Annotated in this window: 14 protein-coding genes; 3 read left to right on the top strand and 11 right to left on the bottom strand. The window is 52.1% G+C overall.

What is annotated here, in order from left to right; genetic code table 11:
* Nucleotides 1-17 precede the first annotated feature (17 nt).
* The 3 genes from hpt to ACFE7X_RS18030 all read right to left on the bottom strand — a co-directional run bounded on the left by hpt (nt 18) and on the right by ACFE7X_RS18030 (nt 4,251).
* Nucleotides 18-557: a hypoxanthine phosphoribosyltransferase gene (hpt, locus tag ACFE7X_RS18020; RefSeq protein ID WP_375437079.1), complete on the bottom strand. Its 540-nt coding sequence runs from the start codon at nt 555-557 to the stop codon at nt 18-20.
* 184 nt (nt 558-741) lie between these two features.
* Nucleotides 742-2,985 carry a sodium-translocating pyrophosphatase gene (locus ACFE7X_RS18025; RefSeq protein WP_375437080.1) on the bottom strand — a complete coding sequence of 748 codons (2,244 nt, stop codon included), beginning with the start codon at nt 2,983-2,985 and terminating at the stop codon, nt 742-744.
* A 351-nt stretch (nt 2,986-3,336) separates the two neighbouring features.
* Nucleotides 3,337-4,251 (bottom strand): M20/M25/M40 family metallo-hydrolase, encoded by a 915-nt coding sequence (locus tag ACFE7X_RS18030; RefSeq protein WP_375437081.1) that lies wholly within the window; start codon nt 4,249-4,251, stop codon nt 3,337-3,339.
* A gap of 109 nt (nt 4,252-4,360) precedes the next feature.
* Here ACFE7X_RS18030 and ACFE7X_RS18035 point away from each other — a divergent pair, with 109 nt between their 5' ends.
* Nucleotides 4,361-5,608: a tetratricopeptide repeat protein gene (locus ACFE7X_RS18035; protein WP_375437082.1), complete on the top strand. Its 1,248-nt coding sequence runs from the start codon at nt 4,361-4,363 to the stop codon at nt 5,606-5,608.
* 326 nt (nt 5,609-5,934) lie between these two features.
* On the top strand, nt 5,935-6,972 hold the full coding sequence (locus ACFE7X_RS18040) for a hypothetical protein (protein ID WP_375437083.1): 1,038 nt from the start codon (nt 5,935-5,937) through the stop codon (nt 6,970-6,972).
* 49 nt (nt 6,973-7,021) lie between these two features.
* On the opposite strand, the gene ACFE7X_RS18045 is transcribed toward ACFE7X_RS18040, so the two are convergent.
* The 7 genes from ACFE7X_RS18045 to ACFE7X_RS18075 form a co-directional block, all read right to left on the bottom strand.
* Nucleotides 7,022-8,089 (bottom strand): glycosyltransferase family 4 protein, encoded by a 1,068-nt coding sequence (locus ACFE7X_RS18045; protein WP_375437084.1) that lies wholly within the window; start codon nt 8,087-8,089, stop codon nt 7,022-7,024.
* Nucleotides 8,090-8,116: 27 nt separating this feature from the next.
* On the bottom strand, nt 8,117-9,250 hold the full coding sequence (gene rffA / locus ACFE7X_RS18050; RefSeq protein WP_375437085.1) for a dTDP-4-amino-4,6-dideoxygalactose transaminase: 1,134 nt from the start codon (nt 9,248-9,250) through the stop codon (nt 8,117-8,119).
* Between the two features lie 37 nt (nt 9,251-9,287).
* Complete coding sequence (locus ACFE7X_RS18055) at nt 9,288-9,977, bottom strand: acetyltransferase (RefSeq protein ID WP_375437086.1); 690 nt, start codon at nt 9,975-9,977, stop codon at nt 9,288-9,290.
* A gap of 102 nt (nt 9,978-10,079) precedes the next feature.
* On the bottom strand, nt 10,080-11,030 hold the full coding sequence (locus tag ACFE7X_RS18060) for a glycosyltransferase family 2 protein (protein WP_375437087.1): 951 nt from the start codon (nt 11,028-11,030) through the stop codon (nt 10,080-10,082).
* On the bottom strand, nt 11,027-11,758 hold the full coding sequence (locus tag ACFE7X_RS18065; protein ID WP_375437088.1) for a WbqC family protein: 732 nt from the start codon (nt 11,756-11,758) through the stop codon (nt 11,027-11,029). Before ACFE7X_RS18065 ends, ACFE7X_RS18060 begins: the two co-directional genes overlap by 4 nt.
* A 37-nt stretch (nt 11,759-11,795) precedes the next feature.
* Nucleotides 11,796-13,016: a glycosyltransferase gene (locus ACFE7X_RS18070; RefSeq protein ID WP_375437089.1), complete on the bottom strand. Its 1,221-nt coding sequence runs from the start codon at nt 13,014-13,016 to the stop codon at nt 11,796-11,798.
* A gap of 23 nt (nt 13,017-13,039) precedes the next feature.
* On the bottom strand, nt 13,040-13,942 hold the full coding sequence (locus ACFE7X_RS18075; protein WP_375437090.1) for a glycosyltransferase family 2 protein: 903 nt from the start codon (nt 13,940-13,942) through the stop codon (nt 13,040-13,042).
* Nucleotides 13,943-14,160: 218 nt separating this feature from the next.
* Here ACFE7X_RS18075 and ACFE7X_RS18080 point away from each other — a divergent pair, with 218 nt between their 5' ends.
* Nucleotides 14,161-15,126, top strand: coding sequence for a hypothetical protein (locus ACFE7X_RS18080; RefSeq protein ID WP_375437091.1), 966 nt, complete (start codon nt 14,161-14,163; stop codon nt 15,124-15,126).
* A 100-nt stretch (nt 15,127-15,226) separates the two neighbouring features.
* Here ACFE7X_RS18080 and ACFE7X_RS18085 read toward each other — a convergent pair whose 3' ends face one another.
* On the bottom strand, nt 15,227-16,621 hold the full coding sequence (locus ACFE7X_RS18085; RefSeq protein ID WP_375437092.1) for a lipopolysaccharide biosynthesis protein: 1,395 nt from the start codon (nt 16,619-16,621) through the stop codon (nt 15,227-15,229).
* Nucleotides 16,622-16,689: the final 68 nt, after the last annotated feature.

The raw sequence follows: 16,689 nt of genomic DNA on the forward strand, positions 1-16,689 counted from the left end.
TGTGTTTAGCTCTTCCGCTATACGGCTTTATATACGTCGGGGTAATTGCGCCCTAAACCGTCAAAGTCGAGACCATAGCCAACAATAAAGTCATTGGGAATGCTAAGCCCTACATAGCGAATAGGCAACTCGTATTGCAAGCATTCGGGCTTTATAAATAAACTAGCTACTTCGAGTGAAGCAGGCTGCTTCGCTCTCATTGTGTCGAGCAGCATCCGCATGGTATGCCCCGTATCGACAATGTCTTCGAGGATGACGACGTGACGGTCCTTTATTTCTTCGGTTAGGCCCAGGACTTCCTGCACCTTACCGGTGCTGCTAGTGCCTTGATAGGAAGTCACCCGAATAAAGGAAATTTCGCAAGGAATGTGTAGCGCTTTCAACAAGTCGGCCGCGAACATAAATGAGCCATTGAGCACGGCCACAAACAAGGGGGTTTTGGCCGTGTAGTCTTGGTTGAGCCGGGTGGCTAGCTCTTCAATAGCGGTTGCAAGATGGGCAGCCGATAAATAAGGCTTGAACTGCTTGTTATGCAGTGAAATATAATCCGGGTTCATCCGTATGGGGTTGAGCCGCAGGGGAGCGGGCTGCCAAAGGTAATAGAAAAAGCCGCCTCCCGTACCGGGTAGGCGGCTCTTCCTTCATGGTTTCAGTGTTGACTACCAGTAGCTAATTACCGTTCGATGGACTTACATAACCACGACAGCTAGCAACTATCAATACCCGAACGGAACTGTACTGCTAGAGTTGCTGGCGGAGCAATGCATACACTGCCTCGGTAGCTTTCTCGGTGATGTTGGTGTAGCGCACGTAAGGACGAGTTTGCATCTCGGTTTGAAATTTGCCTTGTGCCGGCGCAACGTCGCGTTCTGGAGCGGCAATGTGCGGGGCAATAACCAGCGAAACGATGCTCATCAGTTTGATGAGGATATTCATCGATGGCCCCGACGTATCCTTGAAGGGGTCACCAACCGTGTCGCCGGTAACGGATGCTTTGTGCGCATCAGAGCCTTTGTACTGCATCACCCCATCAATCATTACGCCTTTTTCAAACGACTTTTTGGCGTTATCCCAGGCCCCACCCGCATTACTTTGAAAGATGGCCATCAGCACACCGCTCACTGTCACGCCGGCAAGCGTACCACCAAGTACCTCAGGGCCGAAAGAGAAACCGATGATGATGGGCACAATCAAGGCAATGGCGCCGGGTAGCATCATCTCCCGAATGGCTGCCTGCGTGGAAATAGCCACACATTTTTCGTATTCAGGCCGGCCCGTTCCTTCCATGATGCCAGGAATCTCGCGGAACTGCCGACGCACTTCCTGCACCATCGCCATGGCGGCCCGGCCTACCGCCGCAATAGCCAGTCCCGAGAAAATAAATGGAATCATTGCTCCCACAAACAAGCCCGCCAGCACGCGGGCATTGCTGATATCGATAGACGTGATGTTGGCGGTACCCATGAAGGCCGCAAACAGGGCCAGGGAGGTTAGAGCGGCAGAGGCAATAGCAAAGCCTTTACCGGTTGCGGCCGTAGTGTTGCCTACGGCGTCGAGAATGTCTGTCCGCTCGCGCACTTCTTTGGGCAGCTCACTCATTTCGGCAATGCCACCGGCATTGTCAGCAATCGGCCCGAAGGCGTCAATGGCCAATTGCATGGCGGTAGTGGCCATCATGCCAGCAGCGGCAATGGCTACTCCATAAAGGCCGGCGCACTCGAAGCTAAGCACGATGCCGGCTGCCAGCACAATAATGGGCAGCACCGTCGATTCCATGCCTACCGATATGCCGCCAATGACGGTGGTTGCATGGCCTGTACTACTTTGCCGCACAATGCTTAGTACTGGCCGCTTGCCCATAGCTGTGTAATACTCGGTGATGATGCTCATCAGCGTGCCTACCACCAAGCCAACTACTACCGCCCAAAAGACGTCAAGCGAGGTGAAAGGAACCGAACCAGGCCGGCCAATAACCAAGTCGCCGGCCGGCAGCATCCAGCGGATAATGAAATAGGAAGCCACTGCCGATACCACTACCGACACGTAGTTGCCAAAATTGAGCGCGGCCTGCACGTTACCGTTCTCCTTCACGCGCACCAGCAGAATACCGATTAGCGAAGCGACAATGCCCATACCGGCAATCACCATGGGCAGCAGAATGGGCGAAAGGCCCTGGAATTGGTCGCCGCGCGCTACTACCTCGCGGCCGAGCACCATGGTAGCTAGAATGGTAGCTACGTATGACCCAAATAGGTCGGCGCCCATACCGGCTACATCACCGACGTTGTCGCCGACGTTGTCGGCGATGGTAGCGGGGTTGCGCGGATCGTCTTCGGGAATACCAGCTTCTACTTTTCCAACCAGGTCGGCTCCGACGTCGGCGGCTTTGGTGTAAATGCCCCCTCCCACGCGCGCAAACAAGGCAATGCTTTCAGCGCCAAGTGAAAAGCCGGTTAGCACTTCAAGTGCCGTCTCCATTTCGATGCCATTGGCCCCGCCGCCCTTGCTCACCACAAACAGTTGGTAGAAGACAATAAACAAGCTTCCAAGACCTAGCACCGCCAAGCCCGCCACGCCCATACCCATGACTGAGCCTCCCGAAAAAGACACGTTTAGTGCTTGGGAAAGACTGGTACGAGCTGCCTGTGCCGTGCGCACGTTGGCTTTCGTGGCGATTTTCATTCCAATAAAACCGGCCGCAGCCGATAATAATGCCCCGATAATGAAGGCAATAACAATAACAGGACTAGATTTTTCGCCGGTGCTGCCCAGGTAAAACAGGAAGGCACTGGCAATAAGGCCGAAAACGACCATCACTTTGTATTCGGCTTTTAGAAAGGCAATGGCGCCTTCAGCAATATATCCTGCAATGGTGCGCATCCGCTCGTCGCCGGCATCCTGCCGACTTACCCAGCCCGAGCGTAGCCACGTGTACACCAAAGCCAGCACCCCCAAAGCGGGCACTACGTAGAGAAAATTCATCATAAAGCAGCAGTAAAGAGTGGGAGTTTAGGTTGGCAGGAAAACAGAATTGCCCGGGTAAAATAGAGCTTTTACCTACAACTCCAACCACCTCATTTCCCAGTCTTTACCGACACGCCGCACTTTATAGGGATAATCAACAAGCACGCGTTCTGTCATACCACACAGAAAATGCTAGGGCATGACAAGGAAGCCATCGAATAAGCAGTGCTATGCACAAGTGGTTTATTAGCTAGCTAAGACTACTGCCGGCGCCTGACAAAGGAAAGCATGCGTATGGTGCCCGAAATTGCGCGCCCTATTGCTGTGCAATTGGCTTACTATTCCCCAACTATCAATTACTGGTGCCATTTTTTACAACTCTTGCATAAGTACTTGGTACAAGGCCAACATACTCTCAATGTCGCGCTTATCCACTAGCTCATCAGGGGAATGCACATTATCTTCAGGCGCGCCAACGAAGCCCCAATCCCATGGCTGCGCGCCGTGCTGTAGCTCTTTGGCATCGGAGCCCCCACTGCCTTCCACTTCTAGCTGATGCGGAATGCCGGCAGCAACGGCAATACGACGAATACGCTCGACGTAAGAGCGGCGCGGAATCAACGAGTCACGCAAGGAGATAACTACACCTTGGCCCGGCCGCACACCGTCGCTTACCCACGTAATATCAGAAACCAATGCTTGCCGCACCCCATAGGTCTCTTGTATGTACTTGGCCAAGTAGGCTACCGAACCACCACCGTGCTCTTCCCAGCAGCTGAAGGCGATAATGCCATTTTCTAAAGTTTCACAAAGGCGCAACGCATTCCAAACCCCAAGCCGGTTGTCTAAGTAGCAACTCTGGACGGTGGTATCGGTTTCTCGAAAGTTGCAGTAAAACGTCAGTTCGGTGCCTCGCTCTATCTCCCGCTTGAACTCATAGCCTACTTCACCGGTTTCTTCGTCTATGGTCAGAGTACAGTCAATTTCGCCCTGTGTATCGCGCCCCACGAGGCGGCAGCCTGCTTCCATTACTGGCCCGCCAATCCGCACGAGTTGTTGACCATAGCGAACAGTGAAGCCAATACTATCTAGATGGGCAAATACGGCGGTACGTGGTGCCCCAAAGACCAGCATAATACAATCTTGCCACTCGTTGCCAGCCAACACGGTAGGCTGCACCCGCCAACTGCTTTTGTGCTGCTCGATGTATTCCAACAGATACTGAGTAAGTGGGGCTTCGTTTCCGGAAGGAGCCGCAATACGACATAAGGTGTGTAAAAGCTTCATGACAAGCAGTTATTTATTTAAAACTAGGACAAAAGCCATACTTTAGTTCTCCCGATGGGAGGCGCTGCCTAGGCTTTTGCCGAATCAGTACCTGCAAGTAACCGTGTCTATGATTCTCCGCCTCCGATTTGCCCTTTTATTACTGCTGCTACCCTTCCTGGCCCTGGCCCAGCAGCCTGCTGATACCGCTCGGTCTTCGTCGCCCATCCGCAATATCCAAACCGATAATGTTGATGTGATGCCCACCGCCAACACCAAGGGTTGGCTCTTGCTGGACAAGGATATTCAAACAGAATTAGAAGGGGCTGTTCAGAACCTGTACAACTGCAAATACGACCGGGCCGAGAAGCAATTTCGCTCGTTACGCCGGCGTTATCCCAACCACCCTATGCCTTATTTTCTGATGGGGCTAAGCCAGTGGTGGAAAATTGTACCAACCAATATCAAAACCAAGCAGTACGATAAGCTCTTCTTCGCTTACATGGATACCACCATCAGGAAAGCGGAAACACAGTTTGATACCGACAACAAGAATTACGAAGCCTGTTTTTTCTTGGCCGCCGCTTATGGTTTCGATGGCCGCTTGAACGCCGAACGGTCGAACTGGCCTAAGGCAACTGTTAGTGCCAAGCGCGCTCTTAAGTATTTAGAGCTAAGCAAAGAGGCGAATGGGCTTAGCCCCGAGTTTTTATTTGGGCAGGCGCTCTTCAACTATTACGCCGTCTGGATTCCTACCAATTACCCGCTGCTCAAGCCGGTGCTGCTTTTGTTTCCTAAGGGCAACAAACAGTTGGGCCTCCAGCAATTGCGGAGCGTAGCCGACAACGGGTTCTATGTAGGGCCAGAAGCTAAAGTATTCTTGATGCGCATCCTCAACAACGAGGAAAACAACTGGGAGGCCGCCGCGCCTATTGCCCGTAGTCTCGCCAAAACCTATCCCGACAACGGTTATTTCCAGCGTTTCTACGCCTTATCGTGCTTCAATCTTGGTGACTTCAGAGAATGTGAACGGCTTAGCTTGGAGATTTTGACTAAGCTCAATCAAGGTATGCCAGGCTACGAAGCTACCAGTGGGCGCTACGCTACTTATTTCCTGGGTTGGCTGATGCAAAACCGCTACAAGGACTACGGCAAGGCGAAGGACTATTATGAGCGGTGCATTGTTTTTTCTGAGCTTACGGATGAAGTGAAAGGGGGCTTTTATCTGCACTCCAACTATAACCTGGCCCGCCTGGCGGATAAAGAAAAGGATACGGCTACAGCCCGCCGGTACTACACTGTCGTGCGTGATATTGCGGACAACAAGTCGGCTGCCTACAAAGAGGCGAAGGCCTACCTGAAGAAGAATAAAAAGTAGGCTTACCTGCTTCGCCTATGCAACTCCAAGATCTATTTATTACCCCATTCTATCTTGCGCTCTTCTACGCGCTGGCCTATGCTGTACGACCGAAAGTCACGAACATCTACACCAAAAAGTATTTTATCCCGGCTCTAACGCTCAAGTTCGTTGGAGCTATTGCGCTGGGGCTTATCTACCAGTTTTACTATAACAGCGGCGACACTTTCAATTATTATTACCATGCTACGCTCATTCACGATGCTTTCAACGAATCGTTTGGTACGGGCCTGAAGCTGCTTACGGCCACGAAAAACTCGCCGGATATAGCTCGCTATACCGCTAATATGTTTTGGTTTGGTAGTACCGGGGGGAACAACACAGAATTTTTTGTGGTGCGTATTGCGGCCTTTCTTGGCTTATTCTGCTTTAACTGCTACACCGTTATAGCTCTATTATTTGCCTTGATCAGCTTCACGGGTGTTTGGGCGATGTACACTACTTTTCTGCGGCTGTATCCTGCCGCTTATAAGCAATTAGCTGTTGCCGCTTTCTTTCTGCCCTCCGTGTTTTTCTGGGGCTCAGGCCTTATGAAGGATTCGCTGTGTTTAGGCGCCTTAGGATGGGTGTTTTATGGATTCTATTATGGACTTATACTGAAGCAAAACGTCCTACGCTCCTTTCTATTAGGGGGTTTTGGAGCCTATTTATTGATTATGATTAAGGTATATATCCTCATGTCCTTTTTAGCTCCGGCTTCCCTTTGGGTGTTCAACGAGAACAGCCAGCGCATCAACAATGCCTTGTTGCGTAGCTTACTCAAGCCATTCTTCATTGCCGTTGGATTAGCTGTGGGCTATTTTGGCTCCGTTAATTTAACCAAAGGAGATGAGCGTTTTGACGTAGAGAAAATAGGTGAGCGAAGCAGAATCACCCAGCAGGCTCTATTCAGCCGCACCAAAGAAAACGGCTCAGCTTACGACATAGGAAAGTTGGATGGTAGCTTGGGCAGTATTATTAGGGTCGCTCCACAAGCGGTATTTGCAACCCTTTACCGGCCCTTTCTCTGGGAGGCTCGCAACCCAGTCATGCTGCTTTCAGCCGTTGAATCCTTGTGCTTCACCTGGTTTACAATCAGCATCTTGTTTCGAACTGGCTTAACGCGCAGTTTGCGGTTGATTGCGGCGCGGCCAGTTCTACCTTTCTGCCTCATCTTCACTTTGATCTTCGCAGTTGGTGTCGGCGTTAACAGTGGCAACTTTGGCACTTTGGTACGCTACAAAATCCCGCTGATGCCTTTCTACTTATCGGCCTTGTACATACTTCACGCAGAGGCTACTCGCAAAACTCAGCCCACTCGCGCCCGAACTAGAGCAGCCGCCTAAGGCAGGCAAGTAGTTGGGATGGTAGTTGTTGTTTGTTGATAGTTAAGAGTCAGGAGAAGAGCAGTAAAAAGTTTTGCTGATTTGCCAACACAGAATACCGTTCTACCACTGTCGCCCGGGCGGCTTCACCAAGCTGAATGCGTAGGTCAGGCTCAAGCAGCAATGCTTCAAGTGCCTGTCGCCACTCGGTTGGTGTATTACAGACATAGCCATTCACACCCGGCTGCACTACTTCCGTATTCATACCCACTGGTGATACCAAGGCCGGAATACCAAGCGCCATATATTGCAAAGCTTTGAATGCGCATTTGCCTTGCGCCCAAGGATCATCTTCGAGCGGCATCAACCCAACATGCAAGCCTGCTAAGTCCTCGATTTCGGTTTCTTTACGCCACACCTGAAACCGTAACGACTGGAGGGGTAGAGTGGGCGGCTGGTTGGAAATTACCCGGAATTCGAAATTATAGCGCTTCTCCAACTCTGCTATTACCGGCACAATCTGTTCCAAGTATTTAAGAGTGGAGTGGGTTCCCGTCCAGCCAATTACCATGCGGCCCGCAGCGCGTTGGTCGCGGATGCGGTTGTGCAGATGTACTGTGTCAATAGTAGTTGGGTTCACTACTGCCGCACCATTGAACTGGCGGGCGTAATCGCGCAGATAGGTGTTGCCGCAGCTAATCTTATGGGCCCAACCGCAAATGCTTGCTACTTTGTGATGCCACTTTATGCCAGCTACTATTTTATTGGCTTCCGAGGTATTAGGAATCCAGATAGCGTCATCGAAATCATAAATCAACTTCTTGCCGAGCACTTTAGTGATAATCCACTCGAAAACTGGGGGCCCAATAGGCGCAGCCTCACGGTGGATGAACACGTAATCGTAAGCAGGCACAGCGAAAAGCAGACCCACCCGACGCAGGAAACCACCCACAATACCTAGGGCTTTGGCCCCTGCCCGGCCTGGCTTGTAAAGGATAGCCCAGGTGGCATCAGAAAGAAAGGGAGCCAGACGATAGGAATGCCCCGCCTGAGTAAGGATATCCAAATATTGCTCGAACCGAAACCGCTGCGAGGGGGCCTTGCCAGGCGGGTACGGAACGATGAAAAGAATGCGCATACGCGGCAGAAGAGCAACCAGAAAAACTTACAAGACCCGGTAGAAGCGCAAGACGGCACGAATAATTCGCTGTTGTTGACTTACCTCTAATGCGGTGTACAAAGGTAACCGAACCAAGCAATCGGCGTAATGAGTTGCCCAGGGTAGATCCCGCCCATCGTGGCGAGGGGCGTAGTAAGGGCTGCTGTGCAGGGGCTGATAATGAAATATGGCCGTAATGTGTTGCTCTTTCAGAAAAGCAATCAACGCGGTTCGCTCGGCCAGGGTACAACACACCAGGTAAAACAAATGGCCATTCTGGGTGGAGTAGTCGGGCACGACGGGCAAGCCCACACCAAAGGCGGCCAGCGGCTGCAACTGCTCGAAATATTGCGCCCAAATAGCTTGGCGACGTTGCTGAATAAAGTCGAGTTGCTCTAATTGGGCCCACAAGAAAGCCGCGTTTATTTCAGCAGGCAAAAACGAAGAGCCAACATCCACCCAGCTGTACTTGGCTACTTCGCCTCGGAAGAAAGCCGCTCGATTGGTGCCCTTCTCGCGTAGAATCTCGGCGCGCGCCATTAGCTGCGGGTTATTCACGGCCAGCATTCCTCCTTCGCCGCCGGCCGTTACGTTTTTAGTTTCATGAAACGAGAAAGCCGCCAGCGCCCCGAGCGTGCCTAGTGGTTGCCCCAAAAAGTTGCCGCCCAGCGCCTGGGCAGCATCTTCTACTACTACTAGATTGTGTTGTTCGGCTATGGTTTGTACCGTGGCCATGTCGCAGGCGACACCGGCATAATGCACGGGTACAATAGCGCGGGTGCGGGGCGTGACCAAGGCCGCTAGCTGAGTGGCATCAAACGCAGGGCTGCTGGCCGTGCTATCGACAAATACCAGTCGCGCACCACGCAGAGCAAAGGCTGTGGCTGTGGAGGAGAAAGTAAAGCTGGGAAGCAGTACTTCGTCACCTGGCTCTAAGTCGAGCAGCAGGGCAGCCAACTCCAGCGCATCGGTGCCAGATGTGGTAAGTAGTATGCGGGGCACCTCTAGCCGGGCTTGCAACCATTCCTCGCACCGCCGCGTGAACATGCCGTCACCGGACAGCTTACCAGACCGCACTGCTTCTTCGATATAGCGGGTTTCGGTGCCGACGAAATAAGGTTTGTTGAACGGAACAAGCATAAACTAAGGTCGGCTACCGCCTAACGGGGCAACAAAACTAGTAGGATTCCGGCGAAAGAGGGTCGGGAGGAGCGGCAGAAAGCGGCAGGTGCCGGGCGGGCACGCCCACATAGGTACCCGGAGCGTTGGCATCGTGCACCAGCACGGCCCCGCCACCGGTGCGCACGTCGGCCACAAGCGTACGAGAATCAATGACAGTGGTACCAACACCTAAAAAACACCGCTCCCCTACCCTAACCCGTCCGGCCAGTTGAACGCCGGGTGCTAATATGGAGTGCGCACCTATCTGGGTATCGTGGGCTACTATGCACCCGGGATACAGCAAAACATTAGCTTCTAGTCGCACATTCAGGTCGAGGACGCACCCTGGCGAGACAAACACCCCTGGTCCCAGCGTGGCGCTAGCATCAACGTAGGCGGCTGGGTGTACAAACTGCGCGAACGGTACGCCAGCCGCGGATAACTCCTCGAATAGCTGCTGCCGCCGGCCCATATGATGATAGCCAATGCCAAGCAATAAGTTGTCGAATTGGCTTGCTGCGTACGCCGCCGCCACGTCAGCTATTTTCACTTTACCAAGGACAGGTTCTGCTCCTGAGCTGGTTGTGTGCCAATCGTCGAAAAAACCGGCTACTTGCCAAGATGCCGTCTGACGCAAGTGTTGGGCGAGCTGCTGACCCAACGCGCCGGCTCCAATAATAGCAGTGCGTCTTGGTGGTTGCATCATAGCGGTTTGCTGGTTGCCATCCTGATACCGGAGGAATCGAAGTTGTTATTGGGTTCCTCTGCCCCGATTTCTCTAGCCTCGGAATAGGCAGCTTAAGGTGGGCTACTCCAACGTCTCTGCTTCAATATAATCGGGGCGACGCGTGGTTTTGAGATTGATGCGGTGAATATATTCGCCCAGAATGCCCATGCCCAACAGTAGCAAGCCCACTCCGAAGCCAATAGCAATAATCAGAGAGGCGAAGCCCGGCAACAAGTCATTGTAAAGCAGCTTGCGCAGCAAAATGTAAACGGAGTATACGGTAGTCAGGGTGAATACCAGCAGGGAGGCATACGAAAGCAGCCGCACCGGCAACTCCGAGAAAGTGACGAATATGTTGATAGAATGCCGTACCAGTCGGCTTACTGTATACGTACTAGGGCCCGAAAGTCGTGCCTGGTGGGTGACCGGTACGCTAGTCACGTTGTTCGTCACCCAAGTCAGATACCCGTCCAGAAACGTATAGGAGTTGCGCATTGCCAAGCAATGACGGGCTATAGGCGTCTTTAATAGGCGAAACGCCGAATAATCGGGATGCAACTCCGGAATACCAACGCGGAGCATTTGGCGGAGCAGCGCCGAAGTGAAATTGCGCCAACTTGCGTGCTGCCGCGCCGCATAGCAGCCATACACTACATCAAAGTTGCCTTCTGCCTGCCGCTCAATAAGACGGCCAATGTCCGCCGGAGAGTGTTGCAAATCTTCGTCGAGGGTAACAATAAAACGCCCGTTGGCGTGGTGAAAGCCGCATAACAGCGCGTTGTGCTGCCCGAAATTACGCGAGAGCCGGATGGCTTTCACCTTGGCAGACCCTAGCTCCTGCCGCAACTGCACTATCACCTCCCAAGCTGCCGCTTGGCCGCCATCGTGCACAAACACTACTTCATAGGAATACCCGCCTTCAACGAAAAAGGCTTGTAAGTGCTCCACCAGAAGGCGCAGGGTATCCTGCCCCTGAAAAACCGGCACCACCACTGAATAATCTACTGGCCAAGCTGCGGCTGTTAAACTCATGTGCCAGCTATTACCGGGCGGCTGGCTCGCACATAGCGCGAAGCGGCTGAACCCAGATTAAACAACAGATCAACAACGGATACAGCCGGGTCGAAGGGCTCGCCATGGACCTGTGGATACGCCGCATACGTGCTGTAATCCATCCACTTAACTTCGATGGCGGCGGTCTTCATTTGCTGTAAATCTAAGTATTGCCGGGCTGCCGGTCCGGAAAGGTAGCTCGTACTATTGGCAGCCTGTAGCAACTGCACCAGCCGCGTCGTACGGTCCGCAAGCATATCGTAAGGATAGTGGGCGGAAGAAGTGATGCGCGTGTGAATACCCAGCGAGTTGCAGATCGTCTTCAGGAAAAGCAGATTGATTTCACTTAAATAATCGAGCGAAGCGGCTTCGGTGTAAAGAGCTGCCAGCACTTCGCAGCCGAACTCGAAATGCGGCGCCCGGGCGTATGTCTGGCTGAGGGTGCGCCAGTGCCGTGCTGCCCAGCGCCGGTCCATTACCTGCGTATCACGAATGCGCTGTTGCAGCTTGGTGCGGCGCACGGGTATGGTCAGCCACTGCGTTCCGTGCGCCGTACGGATACGGTTGCGGTTGCGCCAGTCGTTTTTGGTGTATTGCATATCATCATAGACAATGAATTCGTCTACGCTGGCAATCAAGTCGAAATACCCCCGCCAAGGAATGTAGTTGGACTGTAGAATGGCAACCTTCTTGTTGAAATCGGACACCGGTCGGAATTACTACAAGCACAAAAAAATGTCTACCTCACGCATGCTGCACTGCTAGTGGCAATAACAACTGTTCGTACGCTTCGGCGGCCCGTGCCACGGTGCGATACCGAACCGCCAAAGCCCGAATAGTTTCTCGGCAACCGGGCTGCTGCAACAGCAAAGCAATCTGCTCTAACGCGGCGGGCACGGTAGCCGGCTCGTTCAGGTTGAATACGGCGCCGCCACCCTCCTGTTTGATGATGTCGCTGTCGTCGCCAACGCCTTCGGTGAGCAGGACGGGCAAGCCCGCCGCCCAGTACTCCCCCACTTTGATAGGCGAGCAAAACCGGCGACACTCGGCCGGTTTGATGGTGGCGAAAGCAAAATCCGCGGCCGACAAATAGCCTGGCACCTCGGCATGTGGAGCTTTGGTGACAAACACTTGCTCGGCAGTGAATCCTACCTTAGCGAGCTTGGACCGCACCTCAATTTCAGGATTTGGGGTGAGCACAAGCAACCGGAAGTGCGGCCCGAAGTGCGCGGCAGTATCGCGAAACAAATCAAATGCTTCCGCATCATAGTAGATGTCGCCAAACTTGCCCACGTAAATACCTACCGGAGCCTCGGCCCCAATACCCAGGCGGGCCCGTACCTGTTGGCGGCGGTTTGCATCATAGTTGAAATCGGCTACGTTCACTGAGCAGGGAACTGTGACGATGTTTTGCGCGGGAACTCCTTCCTGCACAAGCTTGCGCCGATAATTTTCGGCCACGGGCATCAAGCCAACCGCCAACTGCTTTTGCTTCTTTTCCCAGTAGCGCTGAAAAAGATACCGGGGGTCGTACCCTTTCCACACTCCCGATTCAAGCATATAATCAGCGTGCGGCTCAAACGATTCCACCAGAAAAGGAATCCGGGTTTTCTTCCACACCAAATACGCCAAGGCACCCGCCGGTGCTCCCCGCCCAATTATCACTTCAATAGTATGCTGCTGCACCAGTTCAACCAACTCGTTGGGAAAGCGCACGAAGTCGTCAATCTTATTGAGTAGTAGCAACTGATTTGGCTGGCTGCGCAACGGTGAAAACGTGATTTTATCTGCGGCAAAGCCGGGCACAAATTGCAGCGCCCGGTCGGCTCCTGCTCCCCGCTCGATAGTAACCAATACGATACGTTTCACTTCGGGCAGTTGCTGCAACAGCCGCAAGTGGGGAAACACAGTGGATATAGTGAGTGGATCTTCAAGACCCCAGTAACTCAGAAAAAGAAGATTCATTAGCAAACAGACATAACTGAAATTCAACCGCGGACTCCCTTTACCAGCCCTATCAACCGCGGCCCGGCCAGGATGCGCAAAGTTAGGGGCAGTGCCTTCTGGAGCGGCAGCAGCGGCCAGGCTTGGCGGAGAAACCCTATGGCTTGGCGGCGGTGGTTGTCGGCGTAGGCGTGAATGGCACAGAGGTAGTGGATATGCCCTTGCAATAGCTGGCTTTGAGCTGGCGTAAGTCGTAGGTGCGCCGCCACCCATTGCATCAGTCGTAGCCAGCGTCGGATAAGACCTTGGTTGTCGGCTCGCATGGACCGGGCATCATGGTCGTTCATGGTTAGCGTTACGGCATCCACCAAGTACACCGTATCAGCCTGCATATTTTCCAGCATGAACATCCAATCCTCGACGGCCGCAAAAGAGCGGTCTTCTTCAAATAACTTCAATCCTGGGTTTTGGCGCCGGACGCAGATATTGCAAGCCAGTGCATTGCCCTGCAAGAAAAACTCCAGGCCGTAGCGGCCGGCTGGCACCGGGGCCAAGTCGCTGGCACTGCGCTGACCGTTGCGGTTGAAATCGAACTTAGTGGCAATGAAATTGGGTTGATTTTGTGCTTCAATGGCGGTGTGTAGAGCAGCGAGATGATGGGGGTGCAGCAGGTCGTCGGAGTCTAGAAACAAGACGTACTCTCCTTGCGCACGCGCTAGCCCGTAGTTGCGAGCTACTCCTCGCTCTCCGTTCTCCGTCGCATAATATCGCAGACGTGGATCAGTAAACGACTGCACTATAGCGGCGGTATTATCCTTGCTGCCATCGTCTACAACCACAATCTCGAAGGCTGGGAAGGTTTGGTTTAGAACCGAACGCAAGGTACCCGCAATAAATCCGGCGCGATTGTAGGTGGGAATAACAACACTAAAAAACGGAGCAGGCATGCACAACACAAATAATAGTAGAAGCCCCCAAAAGCAGTCTTAGCGCTACAGAAGAATCCATAGTACATCAGACTTGGCAGGCCAGTCCACAAAGGTAGCTTCCCTTTGGTTACAGAGATCCTACTCCTAATTAGGGCACTATGACACTGGGCAAATAAGTACCTTTGCTGCGCATTTTACGCGGCCTGCGCGCTCTTTTCTGCTATTCCTGAATTCCAATGACTACTGAAGAGTGGATTCTACAATACAACGCACTTAATAACTCATTTAAAAAACGACTGGTATTTCGGCTGGGAGTGGACTCCGGTTTCTTCTCGGAATACAACAATATGATTCTGGCGATGCTCTACTGCCTAAAGCATCGCATTCGATTTGAACTGTATTCCGATAATACACACTTTGCTTTTCGCGACGGCTGGAATGATTTCTTTCTACCGTTTGGCGCTGTCAATACGCACCACATTAACAAGGATTACAGCCTCCGGCCCTATATCATCGAGGAAAGCAAAGAGGCAAAACTGCAAAAGATAGTTAAGTACCGCTATATCACGGCGGCTTATAAGTTTCTGTTTAATGTTGACTACTTGACCCAAGACCTATGGCCCTTCCATCGGGACCAGTCTTTCGCGCAGGCTACCTTTACTATTCCCGAGTTGGGGTTCGAGCAGACTCCACTGCTGGTAGCCACTCAGCAGCTTATTAAAGCTTTCTGGTGCTATAATGCTCAAAGCGCATTGATAGTAGCATCTTTTACAAATTCGATTCAACTGCCTGATGAATACGTCAGCCTTCATGTGCGGGCTGGCGACAAGTTTACAGAAACTAAAATGTATGATTTCAGTGACTACATGATACCAGCCGCTGATTTTTCACCAAATAAAGAAGCGTTTATTCTAACAGATGACTATACGGTAATTGAGCAGCTAAAAGCGCAGTATCCTCAGTGGCGCTTCCATACATTGTGTGCTGCCTCGGAGCGGGGGTATTTTCACCGTGACTTTGTGAAGCAAGACAAGCAATTTAAATATATGCAGCATCTTAAGTTGTTTGCGAATATGGATATCTGCGCAGGTTCAACAAAGTTCATTGGCACCTATAGCTCTAACCCAGGTATGTATATGGGGATGCGCATTGGTCCAGAACGCTGTCATTGTCTGGATTTCGATAAGTGGCTGATATGGTAGCCAACTGCTGTGACGCACTATAGTGCACTTCATTTCGTGGATTACAAAAGCATCAACACAAAGTATGTTCGTGTTGGCAGCTTACATAACAACAGAAACTTTACGGAAAGAAAAGCTCAAGCCCAGTTCGCAAGCCACGCAACAAACTGAAAGTCACAGCTACTAATAACAGGCTGCGCAACGCCACTCTAAGCACAGGCACCTGCAATAAGTGCAAGACATTCATATCAACCAGAAAGGTTATGACGAAGCTGCTGACTCCAAAGAGCAGCATGCCCAGATTAAGGTTATGTAGTTTACTACCCAACAGTAAGCTGCCAGTACGAACTAGCACTAGCAACCCAGTACCTAGCAAAGCAACTCGTTGCCGCTGTAGTACCGCGTACATGGGACTGGTAGCATAGGATGCCAGCTTAAATACGTAGTAGTAGCCTAAGTAAGCTGTGAATACCCCTGCTTGCTCCCAGCGTGCTCCAAATACAAAGCTGAATATCAAGTCGCCGAAAACGGTGATGACACCGAAGGGAAGCAACCCCAAGTAAAACAGTTTATTATAGAGTTCCAGACAAATTTGCTTGAGCCGTTCAGGCTCTTGCTGGTATAGCTCGGCGGCTTTCTGCAGAAATACAGGGTACACAGCATTGCCAATCAAATTGATGGGCAGTTCCAGCAGGCTAGTGGAAAAAGCGTACAATCCTACTGCGCCAGCCCCGAAACCTGTAGTCAGAAACAAGATTGGCAGTTGCGCGGCTAAGGTACTCAGGTATGCTGTGGGCATCACATAAAACGGATACTCGCGGTACTCCCAAGCTACGGCCCGAATCCTGGCCCACGAAAAGGAGCGTCGCAATTCGCCTAGCTGCCAGTGAATACCACTGAAGAGCATGCTGAAAAACATGGTGAGCTTGGAAAATAAGTCGCCAAGCAACAAGCCACCTGGTCCGTGCCCCAACCAACCTAGTCCGAGGGTAAGACTTCGCCCAGCCACAGCCGTGACAATATCAATGCCGGCTCGTTTCCTGAAATCCTTGGTGCGCAAATACCAAGCACTCATCAACACATTCAGGTTGTAGATTACTACTACAAAGGGAATCAGATAGAGCCACCGTCCTAATGCTTCGGCCTTCAACCAGTGCAACAGCTCATCATGCAACAACCCAAAAACCAAACCCATACACACCAGCGCAACCAGACTTAGCAGCAACGTCAGCTGCACGAGTGCTAAGAAGCGCTTACGCTGACGCGGCAACACAAATGCAGGCGCATAACCCAGCGTTGAAAACAGACTTGCGTTGCTGACAATAGCGTTGAATACCGCAAACAACCCGTAGCTCTGCGGATCATATAGCCGCGTCATAAGGGGTGAGACAACAAACCCGAGCAGTGCTACGGCCGCCGTACCAGAGAAAGTAACGGCAATGTTTTGCGCAAAAGAGCCTGTTTGCCGCAGTTGCCAGACATTATCCTTCAAAACACGTTGGACTCGCTTATACAACGGGTGAGGGTATAAATAGAATAGTGGCAGAAACCGTCGTACGGACGCTTCCTGCCACTATTCAAAGC

The sequence above is a fragment of the uncultured Hymenobacter sp. genome (assembly GCF_964242765.1).
Classification (GTDB): Bacteria; Bacteroidota; Bacteroidia; order Cytophagales; family Hymenobacteraceae; genus Hymenobacter.

What these genes read in the sequence shown, in the direction of transcription:
- hpt (WP_375437079.1), bottom strand. Translation starts at nt 557, where the DNA reads ATGAACCCGGATTATATTTCACTGCATAACAAGCAGTTCAAGCCTTAT.
- ACFE7X_RS18035 (WP_375437082.1), top strand. Translation starts at nt 4,361, where the DNA reads ATGATTCTCCGCCTCCGATTTGCCCTTTTATTACTGCTGCTACCCTTC.
- ACFE7X_RS18040 (WP_375437083.1), top strand. Translation starts at nt 5,935, where the DNA reads ATGTTTTGGTTTGGTAGTACCGGGGGGAACAACACAGAATTTTTTGTG.
- rffA (WP_375437085.1), bottom strand. Translation starts at nt 9,250, where the DNA reads ATGCTTGTTCCGTTCAACAAACCTTATTTCGTCGGCACCGAAACCCGC.
- ACFE7X_RS18030 (WP_375437081.1), bottom strand. Translation starts at nt 4,251, where the DNA reads ATGAAGCTTTTACACACCTTATGTCGTATTGCGGCTCCTTCCGGAAAC.
- ACFE7X_RS18060 (WP_375437087.1), bottom strand. Translation starts at nt 11,030, where the DNA reads ATGAGTTTAACAGCCGCAGCTTGGCCAGTAGATTATTCAGTGGTGGTG.
- ACFE7X_RS18045 (WP_375437084.1), bottom strand. Translation starts at nt 8,089, where the DNA reads ATGCGCATTCTTTTCATCGTTCCGTACCCGCCTGGCAAGGCCCCCTCG.
- ACFE7X_RS18055 (WP_375437086.1), bottom strand. Translation starts at nt 9,977, where the DNA reads ATGATGCAACCACCAAGACGCACTGCTATTATTGGAGCCGGCGCGTTG.
- ACFE7X_RS18080 (WP_375437091.1), top strand. Translation starts at nt 14,161, where the DNA reads ATGACTACTGAAGAGTGGATTCTACAATACAACGCACTTAATAACTCA.
- ACFE7X_RS18025 (WP_375437080.1), bottom strand. Translation starts at nt 2,985, where the DNA reads ATGATGAATTTTCTCTACGTAGTGCCCGCTTTGGGGGTGCTGGCTTTG.
- ACFE7X_RS18075 (WP_375437090.1), bottom strand. Translation starts at nt 13,942, where the DNA reads ATGCCTGCTCCGTTTTTTAGTGTTGTTATTCCCACCTACAATCGCGCC.
- ACFE7X_RS18070 (WP_375437089.1), bottom strand. Translation starts at nt 13,016, where the DNA reads ATGAATCTTCTTTTTCTGAGTTACTGGGGTCTTGAAGATCCACTCACT.